The sequence below is a fragment of the Vibrio sp. Scap24 genome, from assembly GCF_013394185.1.
Lineage (GTDB): Bacteria > Pseudomonadota > Gammaproteobacteria > Enterobacterales > Vibrionaceae > Vibrio > Vibrio pomeroyi.
In genome coordinates this window covers 1,753,109-1,770,290 of sequence record NZ_CP041333.1, presented here as the reverse complement: position 1 = coordinate 1,770,290, position 17,182 = coordinate 1,753,109, and the positions used below count along the sequence as shown (strand labels likewise).

The window sequence follows — 17,182 nt, the reverse complement described above, 5'->3', positions numbered from 1 at the left end:
CCAAAGGCTAGCTTTCGCTGGTTTTTATTATCTGTTACTTCGCATCGATACTTTAAGCTTTACTGCTTAGTGACCGAAACAATTGGACCATCTACGTCGTCATTCAACTCGTGAATCGCATTAAGAGTGAATGTATAGCTACCAGCTTCTGTTACGCTTAGTTGACAGTTACCATCAGTACCTAGGTCGATTGAACCATCAGCAAGTTCAACGGAATCACAACCAAAGTTAGGTGATACCCAATCAGCATCAGCAAACTTGAAGCCATAGTTACCCGCTTCCAAGTTGCCTGTTACAGAATAAACCCCATTAGCAACAAAGCTCATCGCCCAATCATCAACAGGATTCCATCCATTCATGTCACCACGAACATAAACTGTTGTTTGGCCGTATGGTGGAATACTAGACACATCCTTGTCTGAGTTATCAACCGGCAAACCAGCACCTTGTGCACCGTCTTGAGCTTGCACGAACACAGCGGTGGTTAGTGCAGGTACTGTGAAGGTTTCAGCGGTAAAGGTTGCGTTTTTCACTGTGTCGTCAGCTGAGTTTTGTTGAACGTCATGAAGCGTAAAGCCTGTCGCTCCTGTGATCTTGAACGATTGAGATTCACTGGTTGAGTTTACAACCGCGACAATCGCATCGTTCACAGGATCTAGGTCTGTACCTGCAGACACACCATCATCGATAGACATGACAATCAGGCCTTCGACTTGGTCTTCGCCAACGTTACGGAAATCGACACGCTTCATAACTTCGTCAGCTGTATCTAAGCGGAACAGTTCGCTTGAGCTGCGGATCTTTAATAGCTCAAGGAATTGCTGTTTAGTTAGCTCAATGTCGTCTGCGTCTGGTTTCGCCGTTGGGTCAGCAATGATGGTTTTGATCAGATCCCAGTTTGCACCATCTTTGTCTTCACGAGGTAAGCCGACGTTCCAGTTGTTATCAGTACCATCAAACATTACACGGTTGTACCAGTCACCAGAGTCGTAAGAATCGCGCTGCATCGACTTAGAACGAAGCAGTTCAGAACCCATGTGGATGAATGGTATACCCTGGCCCAACATCACGGTAGAAAGCGATACAGACTGCATACGAGCACGCTCTGCAGAGCTAGTCCCTTCTGCGATTTTGTAAGCGTTATTGTCCCAAAGTGTTTGGTTATCGTGTTTTGAAACGTAGGAGATGTTCTCTGAAGGCATCTTGGTGTAACCAGCCGGTGCACCGTTGTAGTCGACGTTTTTACCCAGTTTTGTATCGCCTTTGTAATCAATCAGCACGTATTCTGCGAGGTTACCCGCCATACCTAAGCGGACAAGGTCTTGGTTGTGCAAACGACCGTTGATAGACTCTTGATCGACTTTGGTTTCATCGTTAGCAATCGCAGCGTTACCGAAACCTTGGTTGAAGCGAAGTGGGTGATTGCCTTCTGAATCGACACCACCATCGAACGGGCTACCGCCACGAACTGCATCACGCAAACGGTCTGAGAAGGTACCGATTTCTGTGCCTGCCATGTTGATTTGGTTTGCTTGGTCGAAGCGTGCGTTGTTTGCTACCTCGCCAAAATCCCAACCTTCACCGTAGAACAGGGTGTTCTCGTCGATTTTACGCACTTCAGCAAGCGCTTCTACCATTATGTCTTTTGGTTGGTGACCCATTAAGTCAAAACGGAAACCATCTACTTTATAGTCGTCAGCCCATACCTTAAGTGAGTCGACCATCAATTTACCCATCATCAGGTTTTCGGTCGCGGTGTTGTCACAGCAGGTTGAATTCTCAACGCCGCCTGTGTTCACGTTAAGACGGTGGTAGTACCCAGGAACAATCTTATCCAATACTGACTTATCGTTTACGCCAGATGCGTTGGTGTGGTTGTATACCACGTCCATGATCAGCTTCAGATCCATGTCATGCGTAGCTTTCACCATTTGACGGAACTCTAGAATACGCTTAGATCCGTTTGGATCCGTCGCATAACTACCCTCAGGCACTGTGTAATGGAATGGGTCGTAACCCCAGTTGAAGCTGTCGAGCATACGTAAATCGTTCATTAGCGCTTGTGCATCGCCTGTTGAAGGATCATAACCATCGAGTACTTCTTCGATGACTTTGTTTTTGTCTTCACTTCCACATAAGGTGGCTGTCGGTTTTACATCACACAGTTTGCCAACGGTGTCGGTGATATCGACACGGCTCGCTTCATCTTCATCAACGGTAGCGATATCAAATGCCGGTAAGATATGCAGCGTCGTTAAGCCTGCATCTTGCAGAGCTTGTAGGTGTTTGACCGACTCACGATCTGATTCTGTGAGAGCTAGATACTTACCGTTTAGGTTTGGTGTACCTAGCTTGTCGCTGAAACTAAAGTCACGTAGGTGAGACTCGTAAAGTACATGGTCTTCGTCTTTCTCTACGGTTGGTCGTTTGTAGTTGTCCCAGTTCGCTGGTTTCAAGGTTGAATCATTCAGGTCAATCACTTGAGAGTATGCAGAGTTCTTCGATAAGCTGAGTGAGTAAGGGTCGGTCACAAGGCGAGTTTCGATATTGCCTGTGGTTGGGTGATAAACCTTCACTTGGTAACGGTAGTAACTGTTCACTGCGTTAGAAACTGCGTCAGTCGCCCAAATGCCCGTCTCAGTGTTTTCTGTCATCGGGATTACTTGTGAACTTAGCAGATCTTCACTGTACAGAACGAGTTCTACATCTTGCGCTGTTGGTGCCCAAAGTTTGAAGGTAGCCGCACTGCCTTCAACAATCGCACCTAGTTCTTCAGCCATCGCATTACCAGCATCTTCACTGGCAAATACCGCATCAAGCACACCCGGCTTTTGAACCTCAGTTGAAGAGGTAACGTCGCCATTTGAGTTGTAGGCAACAAGAATTATCTGAGACTTCAAAATGGTGCGCAGTGTTGTGTCATCAACATCAATTGCCACTGCTGGTAAGCTTGCTAGGTGTCGGAAACGCTCTTTCAATTCAGAAGATAGTTCTCCGTCTTTGCTTAGTTCAATTGCAGTTCCGCCGACAATCTCTTTGTCATCGTTCATTGTGATGCTGTTGTCTAGTGCATAGACAAGCTTCACAGAGTCTGCATTGCTAGCCGCTTCCCAACCAATTGTGGTTGCATCTAGCCAGTGTGCTTTTTGACCATCAATATTGACTGGTCGCTCTGAAATAGGGTCGTAGTACAACTCGCTGCTGCCATGGAAACCAAATACGCCTTGTGAATCGCCAAGCTTAGTTAACTCGACTTTTGAGTTCGCACTGCCAAATGCTTTCTCATCACCATTGTGCAAGATGAAGTTCATGCATTTGTGTGGGTCAGAGGCATCTGGGTCAACTTTCAACACATAGTAAGCACCGTAAGTATCGCTGATACCATCGTATTCGTAAGGACTGTTCCAGTCGGTTCCGGTCTCACTTAATCCCATGCCGACTAAATCTGTGCTGGTACAGCCTTCACCATTCCAAAGGTGCAGCCCCCAACCGTCGTAAGTTGAGCCAGATGAGCTGGCAGCGGCAACATCGCGTTTGTAGTAAATAACGACTTCGTTTGCAGCGGCAGGGTATAAACCACTGTTGCCAGGGTCTGTACCGTTGTCGCTATCATTATCACTACCACAACCCGCGATCAAAGTAGCGGTGAAGAGCGGTAACATTGCTTTGGCCAATGTAGAGCGTTTGAAGCTCTTCTTTTTGGTATTGTTGAAGGTATTTCGTAGAGAGATAATTTTATTAATATTTATGTTGTTCACGTTTTAATATCCATATTTCACTTTTTATGAAGATGAATATCCTAGTCTTAACGATGGTCAACTATTTGTGATGGCTATGTATAAAGTTATTTTTAATACGTAAAAATAGGAAACCTAGTGTCAATATCACGCTTTGTATTTGGTTTTAGTAAAATTAATTGGATCAATAACTCATATGTTTAATATCAATAGTAGAAGGCGTAGAGGATGTCGTGGGCTCGGAGATGTGTATAAGAGACAGCAATAGTAGAAGGCGTAGAGGATGGGAGTAGGTAATAAGGATGAGAGCTCATCCTTATTAATGTGAGGAAGGTATCGAATTGAGGTTACGTTAATTTAATATGGGAATTAAGTTATTTATCAATTAATTAAAATTCAGCTTGTTTGGGGATTAATAATGATAAACATCCTACCCAGATAAGGGAAATACCCAAACCAATGAAGCCAGTGGTTTTAGTTCAAGACTAAAACTGCCAATACTTTTCTCAACCTTTAATATCTGTTGTTGAATGCCTTCAATATGTTCATCTAACAAGTAACTTTCATCAGCGATTGTGAGTGCTTGTATAACATCACTTGGAACGGTTAAGTGAATATTCTCGGTGATATGTTGGCTGAAATTTGCAGCAACGATGGTCAGTTCTTGGTCTTCATAGCGTAGAAATGCGTAAACCGAATCACTCAAATTATTGCTCTGGTGTAAGTCTAGGTACTGCCCCGTCATTGAAGAGTGCTCAAGCGAAAAGTTCATGATCTTCTGATAGAAGTCACGTAGTTGTTTTTCGTTTTCGTCTAATAGCCCGCCATCGAATGCACCTTGGTTCATCCATTTTTGGTGTTGCGGGACGCCGATGTAGTCAAAGATGGAGGTACGCGATGGTTGTCCAAAGCCTGCGTTCTCCGCGCCCGGTTCTCCGACTTCTTGTCCAAAGTAAATCATGGTTGGTGAACTGCTCAATAAGGCGCTGACGAGCATTGCAGGCTTCGCAATATTAGGATTGCCAACAAACTCTGGAGATGCGATGCGCTGTTCATCGTGGTTATCCAAGAAGTGCAGCATGTGGTGTTCTATATCCATCATTTGATGTTGAATCTCGGGAATGATAGCCGTTGAAGCCTTGCCTTGCATGATGTCTTTAAGTCCATCGTACAGATCAACTTTGTCATACAGGTAGTCCATTTTACCCAGATGGATATAGTCGCGATATAAGTTCGGTTGGTATACCTCTGCCATGAGAAAGGCATTGGGATTTTTCATCTTTATTGATGAGTTGAGGTAGCTCCAAAACTCAACAGGCACCATTTCAGCCATGTCGTACCGGAAACCATCAACGCCTTTGTCTAACCAGAACAAGGCGATGTCTCGGAACTTAACCCAAGAGTTAGGCACATTGACAGACTCCCAGAAATGGTAGTGTTCATGGTAGTCACGTTGGGCATAGTCACTCGGTAACTCTGGAAAATCTTTTGAACCGTCAGGGCGCACACCGTAATTGATCTTCACAGTTTCATACCAATCATCGAAATCAGGCTTAGCCAAGCGTGAGCCATTACCTGTCCATTTAGCGGGCTTTTCGATAAACGGAGAACTTAGATTTGGGTGCTGCTCACCACCAAGTGGCGTAAAGGCGGGCTTGATATCTGGCAGTTCAAAGGCGCTGTTCGGGATGTAGTAAAAGTTGTTATCTCGATGGTATTCGAGTGTTGTGTCATCTTCAGCACCAAAGTCACTAACGCCTTGTGGGTTATTTAGCCCCTCATAATGACGCGCAACGTGATTAGGGACGATATCGATGATTACCTTTAAGCCGTTGTCGTGGCTTCTTTTGATTAATGCCTCAAACTCTTCCTGACGGAGTTCTGGGTTTTCGGCGAGATCTGGGTTTACGGAATAGTAATCTTTGACTGCGTAAGGGGACCCTGCACGGCCTTTTACTACGCTCGGGTGATCGTCTGAAATACCAAGATGTTTGTAGTCATTGATGAGTGCATGATGTGGCACTCCGGTATACCAAATGTGAGTTATTCCGAGTTTACGAATTTCCGACAGCGCTTTATCTGTAAAATCACTGAACTTGCCGACGCCATTTTGTTCGATTGTGCCCCATGGAACATGTTGGGTGTTTTTATTGCCAAATAAACGCGTAAAAACTTGATAGATGGCGTACTTTTGGTTGTACATATTTATAATTCCTTTAACTTCCATCATGTTATGTAGGGATGAAAGGGCTTGTTTGTTATTTGGCAGGCTAACTGAATTACAATATGCCTTACTCATCCTTATCAAAATCTACAGGGCGTAATTGCTACAGTATGTGAGCTGTTGCCCAAAAGGAGTTGATGTTGTCTTCATCTATTCAAATTGCGATCACCTATCTGGTGTTGGTTGCGATATCTGTGTTGTTTGCGGAAAGTTCGAAAGCGCTGTTGGTGTGGTATCTGGTTATCGGATTGGTGACGTTTTTTGTGTACGCGAAAGACAAGCGAGCGGCGATCAATGGCAATTGGCGCGTGCCTGAGAAAACCTTGCACATTTTTTCTGTCGCTGGTGGTTGGTTGGGGGCTTTGATCGCGCAAGATAAGCTGCGTCATAAAACGCAAAAGCAACCGTTCAGAGCGATTTATTGGCTGACGGTGGCAATAAATATAGCAGCGTTTATATGGACGTTAACGCCGAGCGGGCAGGCGATATTTGGTCGTTGGGTGAGTGAGATTATCGGGTTTCTTTAACGACAATGATGGCTAGTAACTGTGTACTAACCATCAATAGCTATAGTGAGTCGATTAGAGCATTGGAATCGTTGATGCTAATAGCAATCCCGCCATGCCATAGTTGAAGCTTTTGATACGTACTGGCGTCGTTAACCAGTGTTGAAGTTGCTTGCCTGCTGCCGTCCAGAAGGTCACTGATGGCAAGTTAGCTAGCGTAAAAATGGCTGCGATGATTGCAAGTTCCCACCATGAGCTGCCGCTGCTATAAACGGAAATCGCCGTCAGCGCCATCGACCAACCTTTCGGGTTTACCCATTGAAAACTTGCCGCGCCGAGAAAGGTCATTGGCTTATACGCTTCGGTACTTTTGGCTTTGCCGCTCAAAGCTATCTTGATCGCTAGGTATACGAGGTAAGCAAGGCTCAGGTACTTCAAGACTTGGTGCGTCACTGGGTACGCGTTGAAAATCCCCATTAAGCCGAAGCCAACCAACAGCAACATGGCCGCGAACCCTAGAGCAATGCCAAGCATATGTGGAATCGTACGGGCAAAGCCAACATTTGCACCTGATGTCATGAGCATGATGTTATTCGGACCCGGCGTGAAGGTCGAGACAAACGCAAACAAGGCAAGTGCGCTAAGTTGTTCTAAAGGCATAATGGTTCTCCAGCAATAAAATGAACGAAGTGACTGACCGGTCATGACTTTCACGTGTTGAGAAACATAGTAGGTGGAAAGTGAGGCAATTATGTGTTTTTATTTCATCTATTATCACTAAATGCACAATAATAAGTACGTATGGATAGATTTGACGAAAGGATATTGCAAGAGCTTAAATTGGACGGCAGAATCTCCAACATTGAGCTTTCAGAACGAATTGGTTTGTCGGCTTCAGCGACGTTAAGACGAGTACAAGATCTTGAGCGTAAAGGCATCATCCAAGGTTACCGTGCGGTTTTAGATAACGGCTTGATGGGCGTTGGTTTTATTGCCTACGTTTCGATTGGCTTATCGAGCCACAGCAAAGCGGCTCAGTTAGAGTTTGAACAACATGTCAGCATGGAAAAAGAGGTGGTGGAGTGCCACAACATTACCGGTGCTAATGAGTACTTGCTGAGAGTCGAAACCAAAGATCTGCCGGGCTATAAGAAGTTTCATGCCGATGTGCTTGGGGAATGTGCTCAGGTTCAGTCCATAACGACTATGGTTGTGATGGATACCCCTAAAGATGAACGCTAATCGAGTTTTATTGCAGGAGAGGCGCAGTGCCCAATACTAATCAGTTGTTATTGTTCTTAGATGTGGTTCAACAAGGGTCGTTTACCAAAGCGGCAACCTTGCATGATATGGACAATTCATCACTCTCTAAACAGATCAAAAAGCTTGAGCAAGACTTAGGTGTTCAGCTGCTCAACCGTTCTACGCGCTCGTTTTCTTTGACGTCGGCGGGTGAAGATATTCTCGCGCAAACCTATGTATTGAAAGACACTATCAGTCAGATCCAAGGCATTGCAGATTCGTACCAGTCTGAACCTAAAGGCGTGCTGCGAATTACCTCGCCTATCTATTTTGGTCAGCAATACCTGCAACCTATCATCACTCAGTTTATGAGAAAGTACCCGGATGTTCAGATTGTGCTGTCATTGGACGACAAGATCGCTAACATCATCGCAGGCCAGTTTGATATTGCGTTTCGCTTTAGCAAGCTCGTTGAATCGAATTTGATTGCCAAGAAGATTGCTGACAGTAACTTCATGTTGGTCGCGTCGAATGATTTTGTTAAGCAACATGGTGAGCCTAAAACGCCGCAAGATCTGCTCGCGTTACCTGCCGTGATTTATACCAATGGTGATATGACGGTTGATCATTTGCGTATCAGTGAAGAACCGCATGGCAATACTTTCCAAAGCCTGACGATTCGTGGGAACTATAAGGTGAGTGATGTTCGTACCATGGTGTCTTGTGTGAAAGATGGCTTGGGTTATGGCTTCCTTGATCAGTCAAACCTGTATGCCTCAATGAAAGAGCTTGGCTTGGTCACCTTGCTACCGGATTATCCGATTTCTACAATCGATACCGCGATTTATGCTGTCTATCCACACCGTAAGCAGACCAAACTGGTTAAAGAGTTCATCACGACGGTTCAAGATTACATTGGCTCTCCAACCATTTGGGAGAAGATGCAGCAAGGTTAGCTGTTTATCTGCCATATCAAATCAAAAAGGAGCCAGATCGTCATACGATCTGGCTCCTTTTTACTTTTCCGGCAGTCACTAATTTACAATGTAAAGCTTAGCTATAGCTGGTGTGAGCAGCTCTTTTCTCGAAAGGAGTGCCTCTTTAATTAAAGTTAGTGGTTGTGAATCACTTCTTTGCCACTCGGGTAAGCTTTTGTACCTAGCACGTGACTATCAACTTCTTTGCCATAGTAGCCTTGGTGGTTGTGATAGCGTTCTGCATTAGCAGCCACATCGCCCTTGTATCTCGGATCTTGTGGGCGTTCATGACTGTTGACGAAAGCGGCCACATCCCATGCATCTTGAATGGAAAGCTGTTGGCTCTTTCCAAGCGGCATGTTTTCGTAAATAAAGTAAGCCGCTGTGTTTACGCGGTGCATACCTGCGCCCCAGTTAAACGCGTTTTCGCCCCATAATTGTTGAGGATATATTATCTCTGTTTTAGCTCAGTTTTGTTATTTTATGTACAGTAGTAGGTCACTCACTATATGTTTTTTGATTATTAGTGGCCCCTTTTCTTTCTGATTATTCGATACTTTTTCGACGCAGCGGTAAGTACCACATTGACCACCAAAGGGTTATCGTTGAAATAATAGCGAGAATTGGTTGAGATATTACGTCAAAGTAATCCTCTCTTACTGCTTCAAATGAAAAGTCCATTCCGTTTGCTATTAGGATGTCTATCATGACTTGATAGAACAGAGTGCCGAGATAACTGGTAAAAAAGATTCGAGATAAATACGCGACGAATAATGCTTTATGTAAGTGCCCTTTAAAGAGTAGTGAGAAGTATGCCACTCCAATATATTGACCTGGATAGATACACTGATGATAACCCCTAAAATAGCCCCACCTACAGCAGCATAAAGGCCCCCCAGTGTAAATGCGGTCGCCGCTTTTTTCGGGGGTTTTTCATTTAAAGCCGTTGTAATCGAGTTTTTGGCCATAGTGTAGATGTTCGAAATTACGTTTTTAACCATTGATTTTCCTTCTTTTTGTTGCTTAAACAAACTCATTGAATATGCTTAGGTAATAATTAGGGCCGAAGCCCTAACACTCTAAGCCACTTTTTTCAGTGGGTTTTGTAGCTTTTGACCAGCTAATGGAATGTGAGCCAGTGCGACTTCATAACCTAATGTTTGTAAGCGGTTAAACGCATTCTTCAGGTTTACTTTAGAAAAGAAGGGTAAGGCTGTTGGTAATGAGTTAATACCGTAAATGGCATACACAACGCGATAGTCGTTTGCTACCGGCTTTTGTTTAGGGTCGCTTAATGGCATCACACCTGAGTTGTCGTTATACAGTTTGGTTCGCGCTTCTTCGCTAGAGCGGAAAATCTCGGCTGAAACGGTTCCTTGACTAAACAGGTGACTCAAGGTTGCGGAACTGGTGTAGTGCTTAACGTGAATCATGTCTGTGCGGTGGTCATAGCCATTCGCTTTGTTCACCAAATCGCAAAACTCAAAACGACTTTGCTTGCCACCAATCCAGATGTTTTTCTTGTCCATACATTTAATGTGAGTGCTCGAATCAGCAACATCTTCGTTGTAACTGCCTTCATCTTTATGGTCAAACTCAGGCAACGAATATTGGTAGTGGTCGATTCGGGCTAAGGCATCATTAACCTCTTTGACAAAATCTTTATTGATTTCATACCAAGTGCCATTACGAAGGGCGTAATACTCGTGGTTTAGAATCAGCTCGCCATACAGGCATTCAAACCCACTCCAACTGTGGTTAATGTGGCCTGCGGGAGTATGAGCATAGATTTTGTAATCTTTGATCAGGTGATCCAGAGTGATTACATTTTTCTTCTTTTTAATCTCACTAAGGTAATGATTCAGACTCAAAAAGTCAGATACTTGATTACTGCGAGCCTTGTATGCATAACCAATGATATTGTTATGCTCAATCACTTCAGGTTCCATTAGATAGAAGCCATTGATCGTGGCGTTCTTACTGTTAATCTGTTTAAGTAATTCTAGATTGAGCTTAGAAATCGTGGTTTCTTGGATGACTTCAGCAATATTTTCTACCCACTTAAGCTCGGTAGGTAACGCAGCTTTGTATTTTTGCCACGCTTTATCAAGTAGCGTAGGTAGTTTGTTTAGACTGTTGGGTAGCGTAACGTTGAGTGCTTGTTTGCGACCCGCAACTTTGCTCACAAAAGTGGCATCTTTAGAAATTCCGACAATAGCCGATAGCATATCTTCGTCAATGTCCACTGGAAGCTGATTCATTTCAGCCCCCAACCCACTTTGGAAGCGGCTGTTGAGCAGCGTTGCCTTATTCGAAGCTGTGTCCATGCTGCGGATTTTTTCAACGTCAATGCTGTTAATGGCAGTGCGTAAACCAAAGTTACTGACTAAATGAGATTTCTCAAGCAGGTGGTGCCCTTGACCAAAGCAGATGAAAAATGTGTGGCCTGCTCGGAAAACTTTGAGTACAGCACCAGTTAACTGGTTAATGCCAAAGTCCAGAGTGTCGGGCAAATTTTGATTTGCAAAAAGATCAACATAAGCTGGGTCGCTTTTGGTGACATCTTTGACATATAGTGTTGCAGTGGCACCTTCCATCTCAATGGAAGTTTCTTGGTACCCCTCACCTTTCAAAAGTTGAGTGTTCTGTGTGATGCCATCTTTTACTAGGTAGATGGTCCCTTTTAAGTTATTAGACATACTATCAAATCTCCTGTCTGTGTTTTTTATTTCATTCGCTTTAGACTTGCGAGTGTTATTTTGCCTCTTGTTATTATATGATGTTCATATCAGAACGCTTTTGTCAAACATTTTTTGGAAATTATTTTTACCATTCGCAATCGACTCGCAAGTGGTGTTTTGACTTTGGGGGGTGTTTGCTATATAGTGGATGGCAAGATGGGAAATTGAGAATGTACCAATCATGGTCAAAACGAGAATCTTAGCCTCAGGCAGTTTTATTCCAGCGTCAGATTGGCGGGCAAGTTATCACCTGTCTCTTGCTGCGGCGTTACCTGAATTTAAACAAAATCAGAGTTTTAAAGAGATTTCCTGCTATGAAGGTATTCATTTTATTGATGGCTGGCGTTTTAGCGATAATCCAAGTTCTGATTGGTACCTGACTCATGTTTCGTTGTTGGATGTGAATCACAGAGATCCATTAACGCAGCAATACCTAGAGCTTAAAGTTAGCGAGAAACAGCGAGAAACAGCGCGAACGCTCGAAGCTCTCATTCAGCAAGAGTGCTTTTATCGCATGCGCCATATCAGCAATATGCGATTGGTACCCGAGAGCCAGCACTATTTATCTCCATTTATTGAAGACGATTTTTGTGTAAAACCAGGTGATGTGGTTGTACGCAGGGTGGGCAGTGCAGGTGCTGCCTTTGTAACTGAGCACGATGGCCAGCACCCTATTGATGCCAATATGGCGATTATTCGTGGGCTAGAACAATATGACGCCGTCTGGCTTACCTTTTGTCTGCAACAGCCTCTTTACCTTGAATATTTAGAACAAAATGTAGGTGGGATAGGTTTGGTCCGTGTTGGTCTTAGCCAATTAAAACAACTGCCTGTAGTACCTAAACCCTATGGCTTTGAAGGGCTGGCTGAGCAATATTTAGAATGGACAGGTAAATTACACCGTGCGCAGCGAAGTCTGAATACTTTACGCAAAGAGGCCAGTGATTGGGTCGATGAATATTGCGGAAATGAAAACCTAACCCGTGTGACGGCAGCGCCTAAAGTGATGCGATTTAACGCGCTTGATGTTGACGATAGGTGGAGCTTTGGATTTACCGAGCGACATAAGATATCACGCGAGCTTCTAGACTTGGGTGGGATCGCACTAGCAGACTTGGCAGTGATAGAACCGAAAATCGATAAAGGGGCAAGCTCAGAAGAGACCCATTTCGGTCTAGTGAAAATTAGCCACCTACAGCAAGACTTATCGCTCATAGAGTCTATTGAACGAATCAATATCGATTCTGATGAATCAAACGCTTTTAGTAAGGTAAAAAAACGTCCGGTTGAGCAAAATGATATATTGGTTTCGACCTTTGTTAAGGAGGGCAAGTTAGCCTGGATTGATGTAGAGCCAGATTGCCCACTATTAACCAGTGATCATTTGGCAACTTTACGCTTTCATCAATATACCGGTGCTTATGTCTTAATGCTTGAAACCGAGTTTGTACAATGGCAATTAGCACAATTGGTGACAGGGACAGTACAAGCCTTCATCAATAATGCCGATCTTGCTTTGGTGGTTATGCCACCACTCCCTGAAGAGCTCGCTAAAAAATGGCATGACAAATTAGAATCAACCTTAACCGAGCAACGCAAAGCGAAACAGAACCTCAAGCAAATACAGCAGAGAATGTTAGCGCTCTACAATTCGGTTCACCCAGAAATAGCAGGATTCTCTGATGCAAGATAACGAATTGCGCCAAGCGCTACAGCAAACCTTATCGGGTTTAGCTCATGAACCGCAAACTCTCGATGAGATCTGGCAAAAATATCAGCACATTTGGCAGTCGATCGGCTGGCAGTCTCAGCAATTGGCGTTGTGGCTTGGTTGCCAAACTGGAATAAATAAAGTCAATGACCAATACCAGTTGTCTGATAAGCAAGCAGAGCAAAGTTCCGAGAAAACGCCAGACTTAGGCGATATCTTGCTCGATATTGTGATTGCGATGAAAAGACCGGTGGCCGTTAAGCAAGCGCTTAGTCAGTTGCCAAACCATATTGTCGCTACAGAAGTGATGTTAAAAACCGCCGCGTTAGAGCACCCCAAATTAACCATGATGGGGCCGATGATAAAACAGGCTTAATCACATACCGTGATGGTTCTTTTTATTTTCCGCCGTATTAAAAAATTAAAAGTCGAAGCCACGCTTTGCACTCGCCTATACAGGGCATTATGTAGGAATAAATAATGAGTAATGAAACCCAAGAGTTACCGGAAGTACTGGTTACAACCCGTCACCAATTTAATGCGTTTAGTGAATCTCTACCGTTAACCTGCAGCAATGAAGCAGTAAAAGCCGAATTAGTTTGGGGGGTGGTTGAAGGTAATGTCACCCCACGTATTTTGGTGTTGGCATTGGCTGACGGTCAGTGGCATTACTCAGAACCAGAAGCTCTCGATGGTCTCGTATTTGAGTTGTTGGCAGAAAATGAGTTGATGAGCGACGACAGCCAGTGGCCTGCGTTTATTTGTTTAGCAGATGCCAATAACCAGCGTAGTTACGAGTTTAAAGGTTTCAGTCAAGCCGTTCCTGAAATTCCGGGGATTGATTTAATTCGTGATTACGATCGCCTAGGCGGAGAAGCCAACCTAGCTTGGTCTGCATCGGTATACCGCAATCTTATGCAAGACTTAGATGCCTTCCATGAGCAGGTGTACCAAACGGTCAAAGATAAAGTTTCGGACAAGAACGATATCATTGAAGAAGTGGCAAAAATCCTCTTCTTAGAATCGTTCCGTGTTCATCATAAAGAGGACACCACGCTTAGCTTTGAACATAAAGATGACAGTTACGATCTACTAGAAGTGTTTACGCACCAGTATGTGGCACAGCATGGTGATGCCGCCGTAGAGCTGATTCAAGCGGCGTTCGATTTTTTCAAAACACATACAGACTATATCGTTGTAAATGATGCCGGTGAATCGAACGCGATTTTCGATAACAAAACTCACCTACGTTTAGAAAAGCCACGTAACTACGAAAGCTTACTTAGAGCGATTCAAGATTTAGGACCATTTAAAGATGAATCTGGCAAGGTACGCCCAGGCACACTGGCTGACGTTTCAGCCGATTTCCTTGGCCGTGTGTTCGATGTCTTCTTACGTGCTAACTTTGAATCAAAAGGTGGCTTAGGTATTTACCTAACGCCGAAGCCAGTTAAAGACGCCATGCTAGATATGGTGTTTCATGATATCGCTAACGATACCGATGCGGTAGCAAAGATCACTTCGGGTGAGTTCCGTTTCTGCGACCCGACCTGTGGCTCTTACGGTTTTGGCTCGGTAGCGCTAAGCCGCGTGAAAAACTTCCTTCACACCGTCGCTGGCTTGTCGGATCAAGAGCGTCAGCAACAGTTTAATCACCTACTGGAAAATGGGTTTGTTGGCGCTGACGCCGCGCCGCGTATGGTGATGTTGGCTCGTGTAAATATGGCTTTGCAAGGTGCACCAAAAGCGAAGATTTTCTACACCGGTAACTCGCTGACCACACCGTCGCTTCAGCCAAACAGCTTTGATTTAATCTGTACCAACCCGCCATTTGGTACCCCTAAATTTAAGAAAGACCCAAAAAGAAAAACGGATCCTAAAAAAGAGTACGAAGCGGATATGGAACAGGTACTGGGTGGTGTTGAATCATCTTGGCCAGGCTTCCGCACCGACTTGCATGATATCTCGACCGGTAAAAAACCAAAGTACGAAATGACCCCTACGGTCACAGGCCTTGCACTAGGCAGTAAGCCAAACAAAAAAGGTGAGTGGCAGCCAGTGAAAGGTGGTTCCATTGACCCTGCGGTACTGTTTATTGACCGCTGTTTGCAGCTACTAAAACCTGGCGGCCGTCTGATGATTGTGCTTCCTGACGGTATTTTATGTAACTCGGGTGACCGTTACGTGCGTGAATACATCATGGGTAAAAAAGATCCGAAAACAGGTACTTTTAGCGGCGGTAAGGCGATTGTGAAAGCGGTCGTGTCACTACCATCGGATACGTTCAAATTGTCTGGCACAGGCGCAAAAACATCCATCTTGTACTTACAAAAACGTCCGAACAACCCAGAGCACCCAGAGCAGTTCTTACCCGAGCCACAAACCGATGTGTTTATGGCGGTAGCAGAAACCTTGGGCTACCTAGTGAAGAACAATATCGAAGATTACGCTGCGGGTGTGAATAACGATCTCGATCCAATTGTCGCTGCTTATAAGCGAGGTGAGTGATGTTTGCTCAATTTTACTCAAGTGATTGGTTAACACCAGAGCGCTTAGATACTGACTTTTATGACCCAGATGCAATTGTAGCGCTGAACAAAATTTACAATTTTGATGAATATGAGTCTTTCGGTAGTTCTGGGGAGGTTTGGGGGTTTGGGGCGTATGAACTATGTAATTCTATTGTTGAATCTAATTGTGTTAGCGACCCCGGATTTATTAAAATAAAAGATATTAGCGCTCCATTTATTGATGAGAGTAGTGTACTGAAAGTGACGTCAAAAACGCACACATTATTAAACACTGCACATGTTAAAGCTGGAGATATAGTCGTTAGTATAGCAGGAACAATTGGTAGCTCAGCTATTATTCCTGAGTCAAAAGTTAAATACTCTGCCAATCAAGCTTTGGTTAAATATCGAACAAATGAAGAGGTGTTTGATAATTATTATGTTCTTGCATTTACGTTGTCAGAGCATTTTAAAGTTATAGCTAGAAAAGAGGCAGGCGGAGCTGTACAAAAAAACCTGTATTTGTTCAATTTTGAACGAATGCCTATACCGAAACCTTGTTGCACAGCCCAAACCTACATCGGCGATAAAGTTCGCCAGGCAGAGCGTTTGCGTGCGTTGGCGAAGCAGCTTGTTGCTGATGTGGATAGAAGGCTAAACAGTTTACAGCTTCCTATTAATAAAATGCCGGAAAAGTCGACGTTTTCTAGCCCTAGTTTACTGAGTGATCGCTTAGACCCAAGGCCATATCGCTCCAATGTTGTTGAGCTTGTAGAAAAGATTAAATCAATTGATCATGAGAGGTTGTCGTCAATAGTGAATGCAACCTCAGGCTGCCCAGTTAAGAGTTCTGATTTTATTGAAGGTGAATTTGAAGTTCCATTAGTCCGTATTCGTAATATTGGAACAAAAGACTTTATTGGCTTGGACACTGGAGTCAATCGTGGTGTCTATGCTGATTCAGCCAATTATCAAGCGAAAGAAGGAATGATTGTCATCGGTATGGATGGTTACTTCAGGGCTCAGTACTTTCTTCCTGAAGAGTTACCAATGTTGATTAATCAACGAGTAGCGATGTTGTCGCCGACTGCGATCCGGTCCGAACTCTTGGTTCATTGGTTAAATCGTCCTGAAGGTCAGCTGCAACTTAATCAATGGGCTGTAAAAACGACAGTTGAACATACGTCGCTATCTGATATTAGTAAGGTCCTTATCCCTCGCCTTGATGAGAATACGGAAGAGCATTTTGCAGATAACTTATCTTATGCAAGATACGCTGAACGTTTATCCAAAAGGTGTACGTCGTTAGCTAAATTATTGGTCGAAAGCCTTATCGAAGGTCATATCAGTGAACAAGAGCTTATTGATGCTCAACAAGCGCTGGAGTCTGGAAACAAGGATTTAGATCGTGCTCTGCTGGCACGGTTCAGTGCCAAAGGTATCGATGTTGACGGTGCCTCACCGCTGTTTGATGATTTAGACCAGCTTTATAGCCTACTTGAGCAAGCTGAACTCGCTCTGCAGGAGGCGTAAA

At 44.1% G+C, this 17,182-nt stretch carries 12 protein-coding genes and 1 pseudogene; 7 read left to right on the top strand and 6 right to left on the bottom strand.

Annotation, left to right across the window (positions count from 1 at the left end; translation table 11 throughout):
- Nucleotides 1–59: 59 nt before the first annotated feature.
- The gene (pulA, locus tag FLM53_RS23135; protein ID WP_176679229.1) at nucleotides 60–3,758 is read right to left on the bottom strand and encodes a pullulanase-type alpha-1,6-glucosidase; all 3,699 of its coding nucleotides are present in this window, start codon (nucleotides 3,756–3,758) and stop codon (nucleotides 60–62) included.
- A 409-nt stretch (nucleotides 3,759–4,167) separates the two neighbouring features.
- Nucleotides 4,168–5,940, bottom strand: a complete 1,773-nt coding sequence (locus FLM53_RS23130) for an alpha-amylase family protein (protein WP_176679230.1) — start codon at nucleotides 5,938–5,940, stop codon at nucleotides 4,168–4,170.
- A 158-nt stretch (nucleotides 5,941–6,098) separates the two neighbouring features.
- Here FLM53_RS23130 and FLM53_RS23125 point away from each other — a divergent pair, with 158 nt between their 5' ends.
- Complete coding sequence (locus FLM53_RS23125; protein ID WP_176679231.1) at nucleotides 6,099–6,488, top strand: DUF1294 domain-containing protein; 390 nt, start codon at nucleotides 6,099–6,101, stop codon at nucleotides 6,486–6,488.
- A gap of 54 nt (nucleotides 6,489–6,542) precedes the next feature.
- On the opposite strand, the gene FLM53_RS23120 is transcribed toward FLM53_RS23125, so the two are convergent.
- On the bottom strand, nucleotides 6,543–7,127 hold the full coding sequence (locus tag FLM53_RS23120) for a LysE family translocator (protein WP_048662449.1): 585 nt from the start codon (nucleotides 7,125–7,127) through the stop codon (nucleotides 6,543–6,545).
- 141 nt (nucleotides 7,128–7,268) lie between these two features.
- Between FLM53_RS23120 and FLM53_RS23115 the strand changes: the two genes are divergently transcribed.
- Together FLM53_RS23115 and FLM53_RS23110 are read left to right on the top strand one after the other, a co-directional pair.
- Nucleotides 7,269–7,709, top strand: a complete 441-nt coding sequence (locus FLM53_RS23115) for an Lrp/AsnC family transcriptional regulator (protein ID WP_009845852.1) — start codon at nucleotides 7,269–7,271, stop codon at nucleotides 7,707–7,709.
- Between the two features lie 26 nt (nucleotides 7,710–7,735).
- Nucleotides 7,736–8,665, top strand: coding sequence for a LysR family transcriptional regulator (locus tag FLM53_RS23110; RefSeq protein WP_176679232.1), 930 nt, complete (start codon nucleotides 7,736–7,738; stop codon nucleotides 8,663–8,665).
- 155 nt (nucleotides 8,666–8,820) lie between these two features.
- Here the strand turns inward: FLM53_RS23110 and FLM53_RS23105 are convergent.
- The 3 genes and pseudogenes from FLM53_RS23105 to FLM53_RS23095 form a co-directional block, all read right to left on the bottom strand.
- Nucleotides 8,821–9,135: pseudogene (locus FLM53_RS23105) on the bottom strand (c-type cytochrome); the annotation flags it as partial.
- A gap of 255 nt (nucleotides 9,136–9,390) precedes the next feature.
- The gene (locus tag FLM53_RS23100) at nucleotides 9,391–9,723 is read right to left on the bottom strand and encodes a hypothetical protein (protein ID WP_176679233.1); all 333 of its coding nucleotides are present in this window, start codon (nucleotides 9,721–9,723) and stop codon (nucleotides 9,391–9,393) included.
- 42 nt (nucleotides 9,724–9,765) lie between these two features.
- Nucleotides 9,766–11,385 (bottom strand): TIGR04141 family sporadically distributed protein, encoded by a 1,620-nt coding sequence (locus FLM53_RS23095; RefSeq protein WP_176679234.1) that lies wholly within the window; start codon nucleotides 11,383–11,385, stop codon nucleotides 9,766–9,768.
- 190 nt (nucleotides 11,386–11,575) lie between these two features.
- Between FLM53_RS23095 and FLM53_RS23090 the strand changes: the two genes are divergently transcribed.
- The 4 genes from FLM53_RS23090 (at nucleotide 11,576) to FLM53_RS23075 (ending at nucleotide 17,181) form a co-directional block, all read left to right on the top strand.
- Nucleotides 11,576–13,120: a hypothetical protein gene (locus tag FLM53_RS23090; RefSeq protein ID WP_178992134.1), complete on the top strand. Its 1,545-nt coding sequence runs from the start codon at nucleotides 11,576–11,578 to the stop codon at nucleotides 13,118–13,120.
- On the top strand, nucleotides 13,110–13,514 hold the full coding sequence (locus tag FLM53_RS23085) for a hypothetical protein (RefSeq protein WP_176679236.1): 405 nt from the start codon (nucleotides 13,110–13,112) through the stop codon (nucleotides 13,512–13,514). Before FLM53_RS23090 ends, FLM53_RS23085 begins: the two co-directional genes overlap by 11 nt.
- A 104-nt stretch (nucleotides 13,515–13,618) precedes the next feature.
- Nucleotides 13,619–15,646: a class I SAM-dependent DNA methyltransferase gene (locus tag FLM53_RS23080; protein ID WP_176679237.1), complete on the top strand. Its 2,028-nt coding sequence runs from the start codon at nucleotides 13,619–13,621 to the stop codon at nucleotides 15,644–15,646.
- On the top strand, nucleotides 15,646–17,181 hold the full coding sequence (locus FLM53_RS23075; protein ID WP_176679238.1) for a restriction endonuclease subunit S: 1,536 nt from the start codon (nucleotides 15,646–15,648) through the stop codon (nucleotides 17,179–17,181). The genes FLM53_RS23080 and FLM53_RS23075 overlap by 1 nt, the downstream gene beginning before the upstream one ends.
- Nucleotide 17,182: the final 1 nt, after the last annotated feature.

What these genes read in the sequence shown, in the direction of transcription:
- FLM53_RS23130 (WP_176679230.1), bottom strand. Translation starts at nt 5,940, where the DNA reads ATGTACAACCAAAAGTACGCCATCTATCAAGTTTTTACGCGTTTATTT.
- FLM53_RS23125 (WP_176679231.1), top strand. Translation starts at nt 6,099, where the DNA reads ATGTTGTCTTCATCTATTCAAATTGCGATCACCTATCTGGTGTTGGTT.
- FLM53_RS23120 (WP_048662449.1), bottom strand. Translation starts at nt 7,127, where the DNA reads ATGCCTTTAGAACAACTTAGCGCACTTGCCTTGTTTGCGTTTGTCTCG.
- FLM53_RS23115 (WP_009845852.1), top strand. Translation starts at nt 7,269, where the DNA reads ATGGATAGATTTGACGAAAGGATATTGCAAGAGCTTAAATTGGACGGC.
- FLM53_RS23100 (WP_176679233.1), bottom strand. Translation starts at nt 9,723, where the DNA reads ATGAGTTTGTTTAAGCAACAAAAAGAAGGAAAATCAATGGTTAAAAAC.
- FLM53_RS23095 (WP_176679234.1), bottom strand. Translation starts at nt 11,385, where the DNA reads ATGTCTAATAACTTAAAAGGGACCATCTACCTAGTAAAAGATGGCATC.
- FLM53_RS23090 (WP_178992134.1), top strand. Translation starts at nt 11,576, where the DNA reads ATGGCAAGATGGGAAATTGAGAATGTACCAATCATGGTCAAAACGAGA.
- FLM53_RS23085 (WP_176679236.1), top strand. Translation starts at nt 13,110, where the DNA reads ATGCAAGATAACGAATTGCGCCAAGCGCTACAGCAAACCTTATCGGGT.
- FLM53_RS23080 (WP_176679237.1), top strand. Translation starts at nt 13,619, where the DNA reads ATGAGTAATGAAACCCAAGAGTTACCGGAAGTACTGGTTACAACCCGT.
- FLM53_RS23075 (WP_176679238.1), top strand. Translation starts at nt 15,646, where the DNA reads ATGTTTGCTCAATTTTACTCAAGTGATTGGTTAACACCAGAGCGCTTA.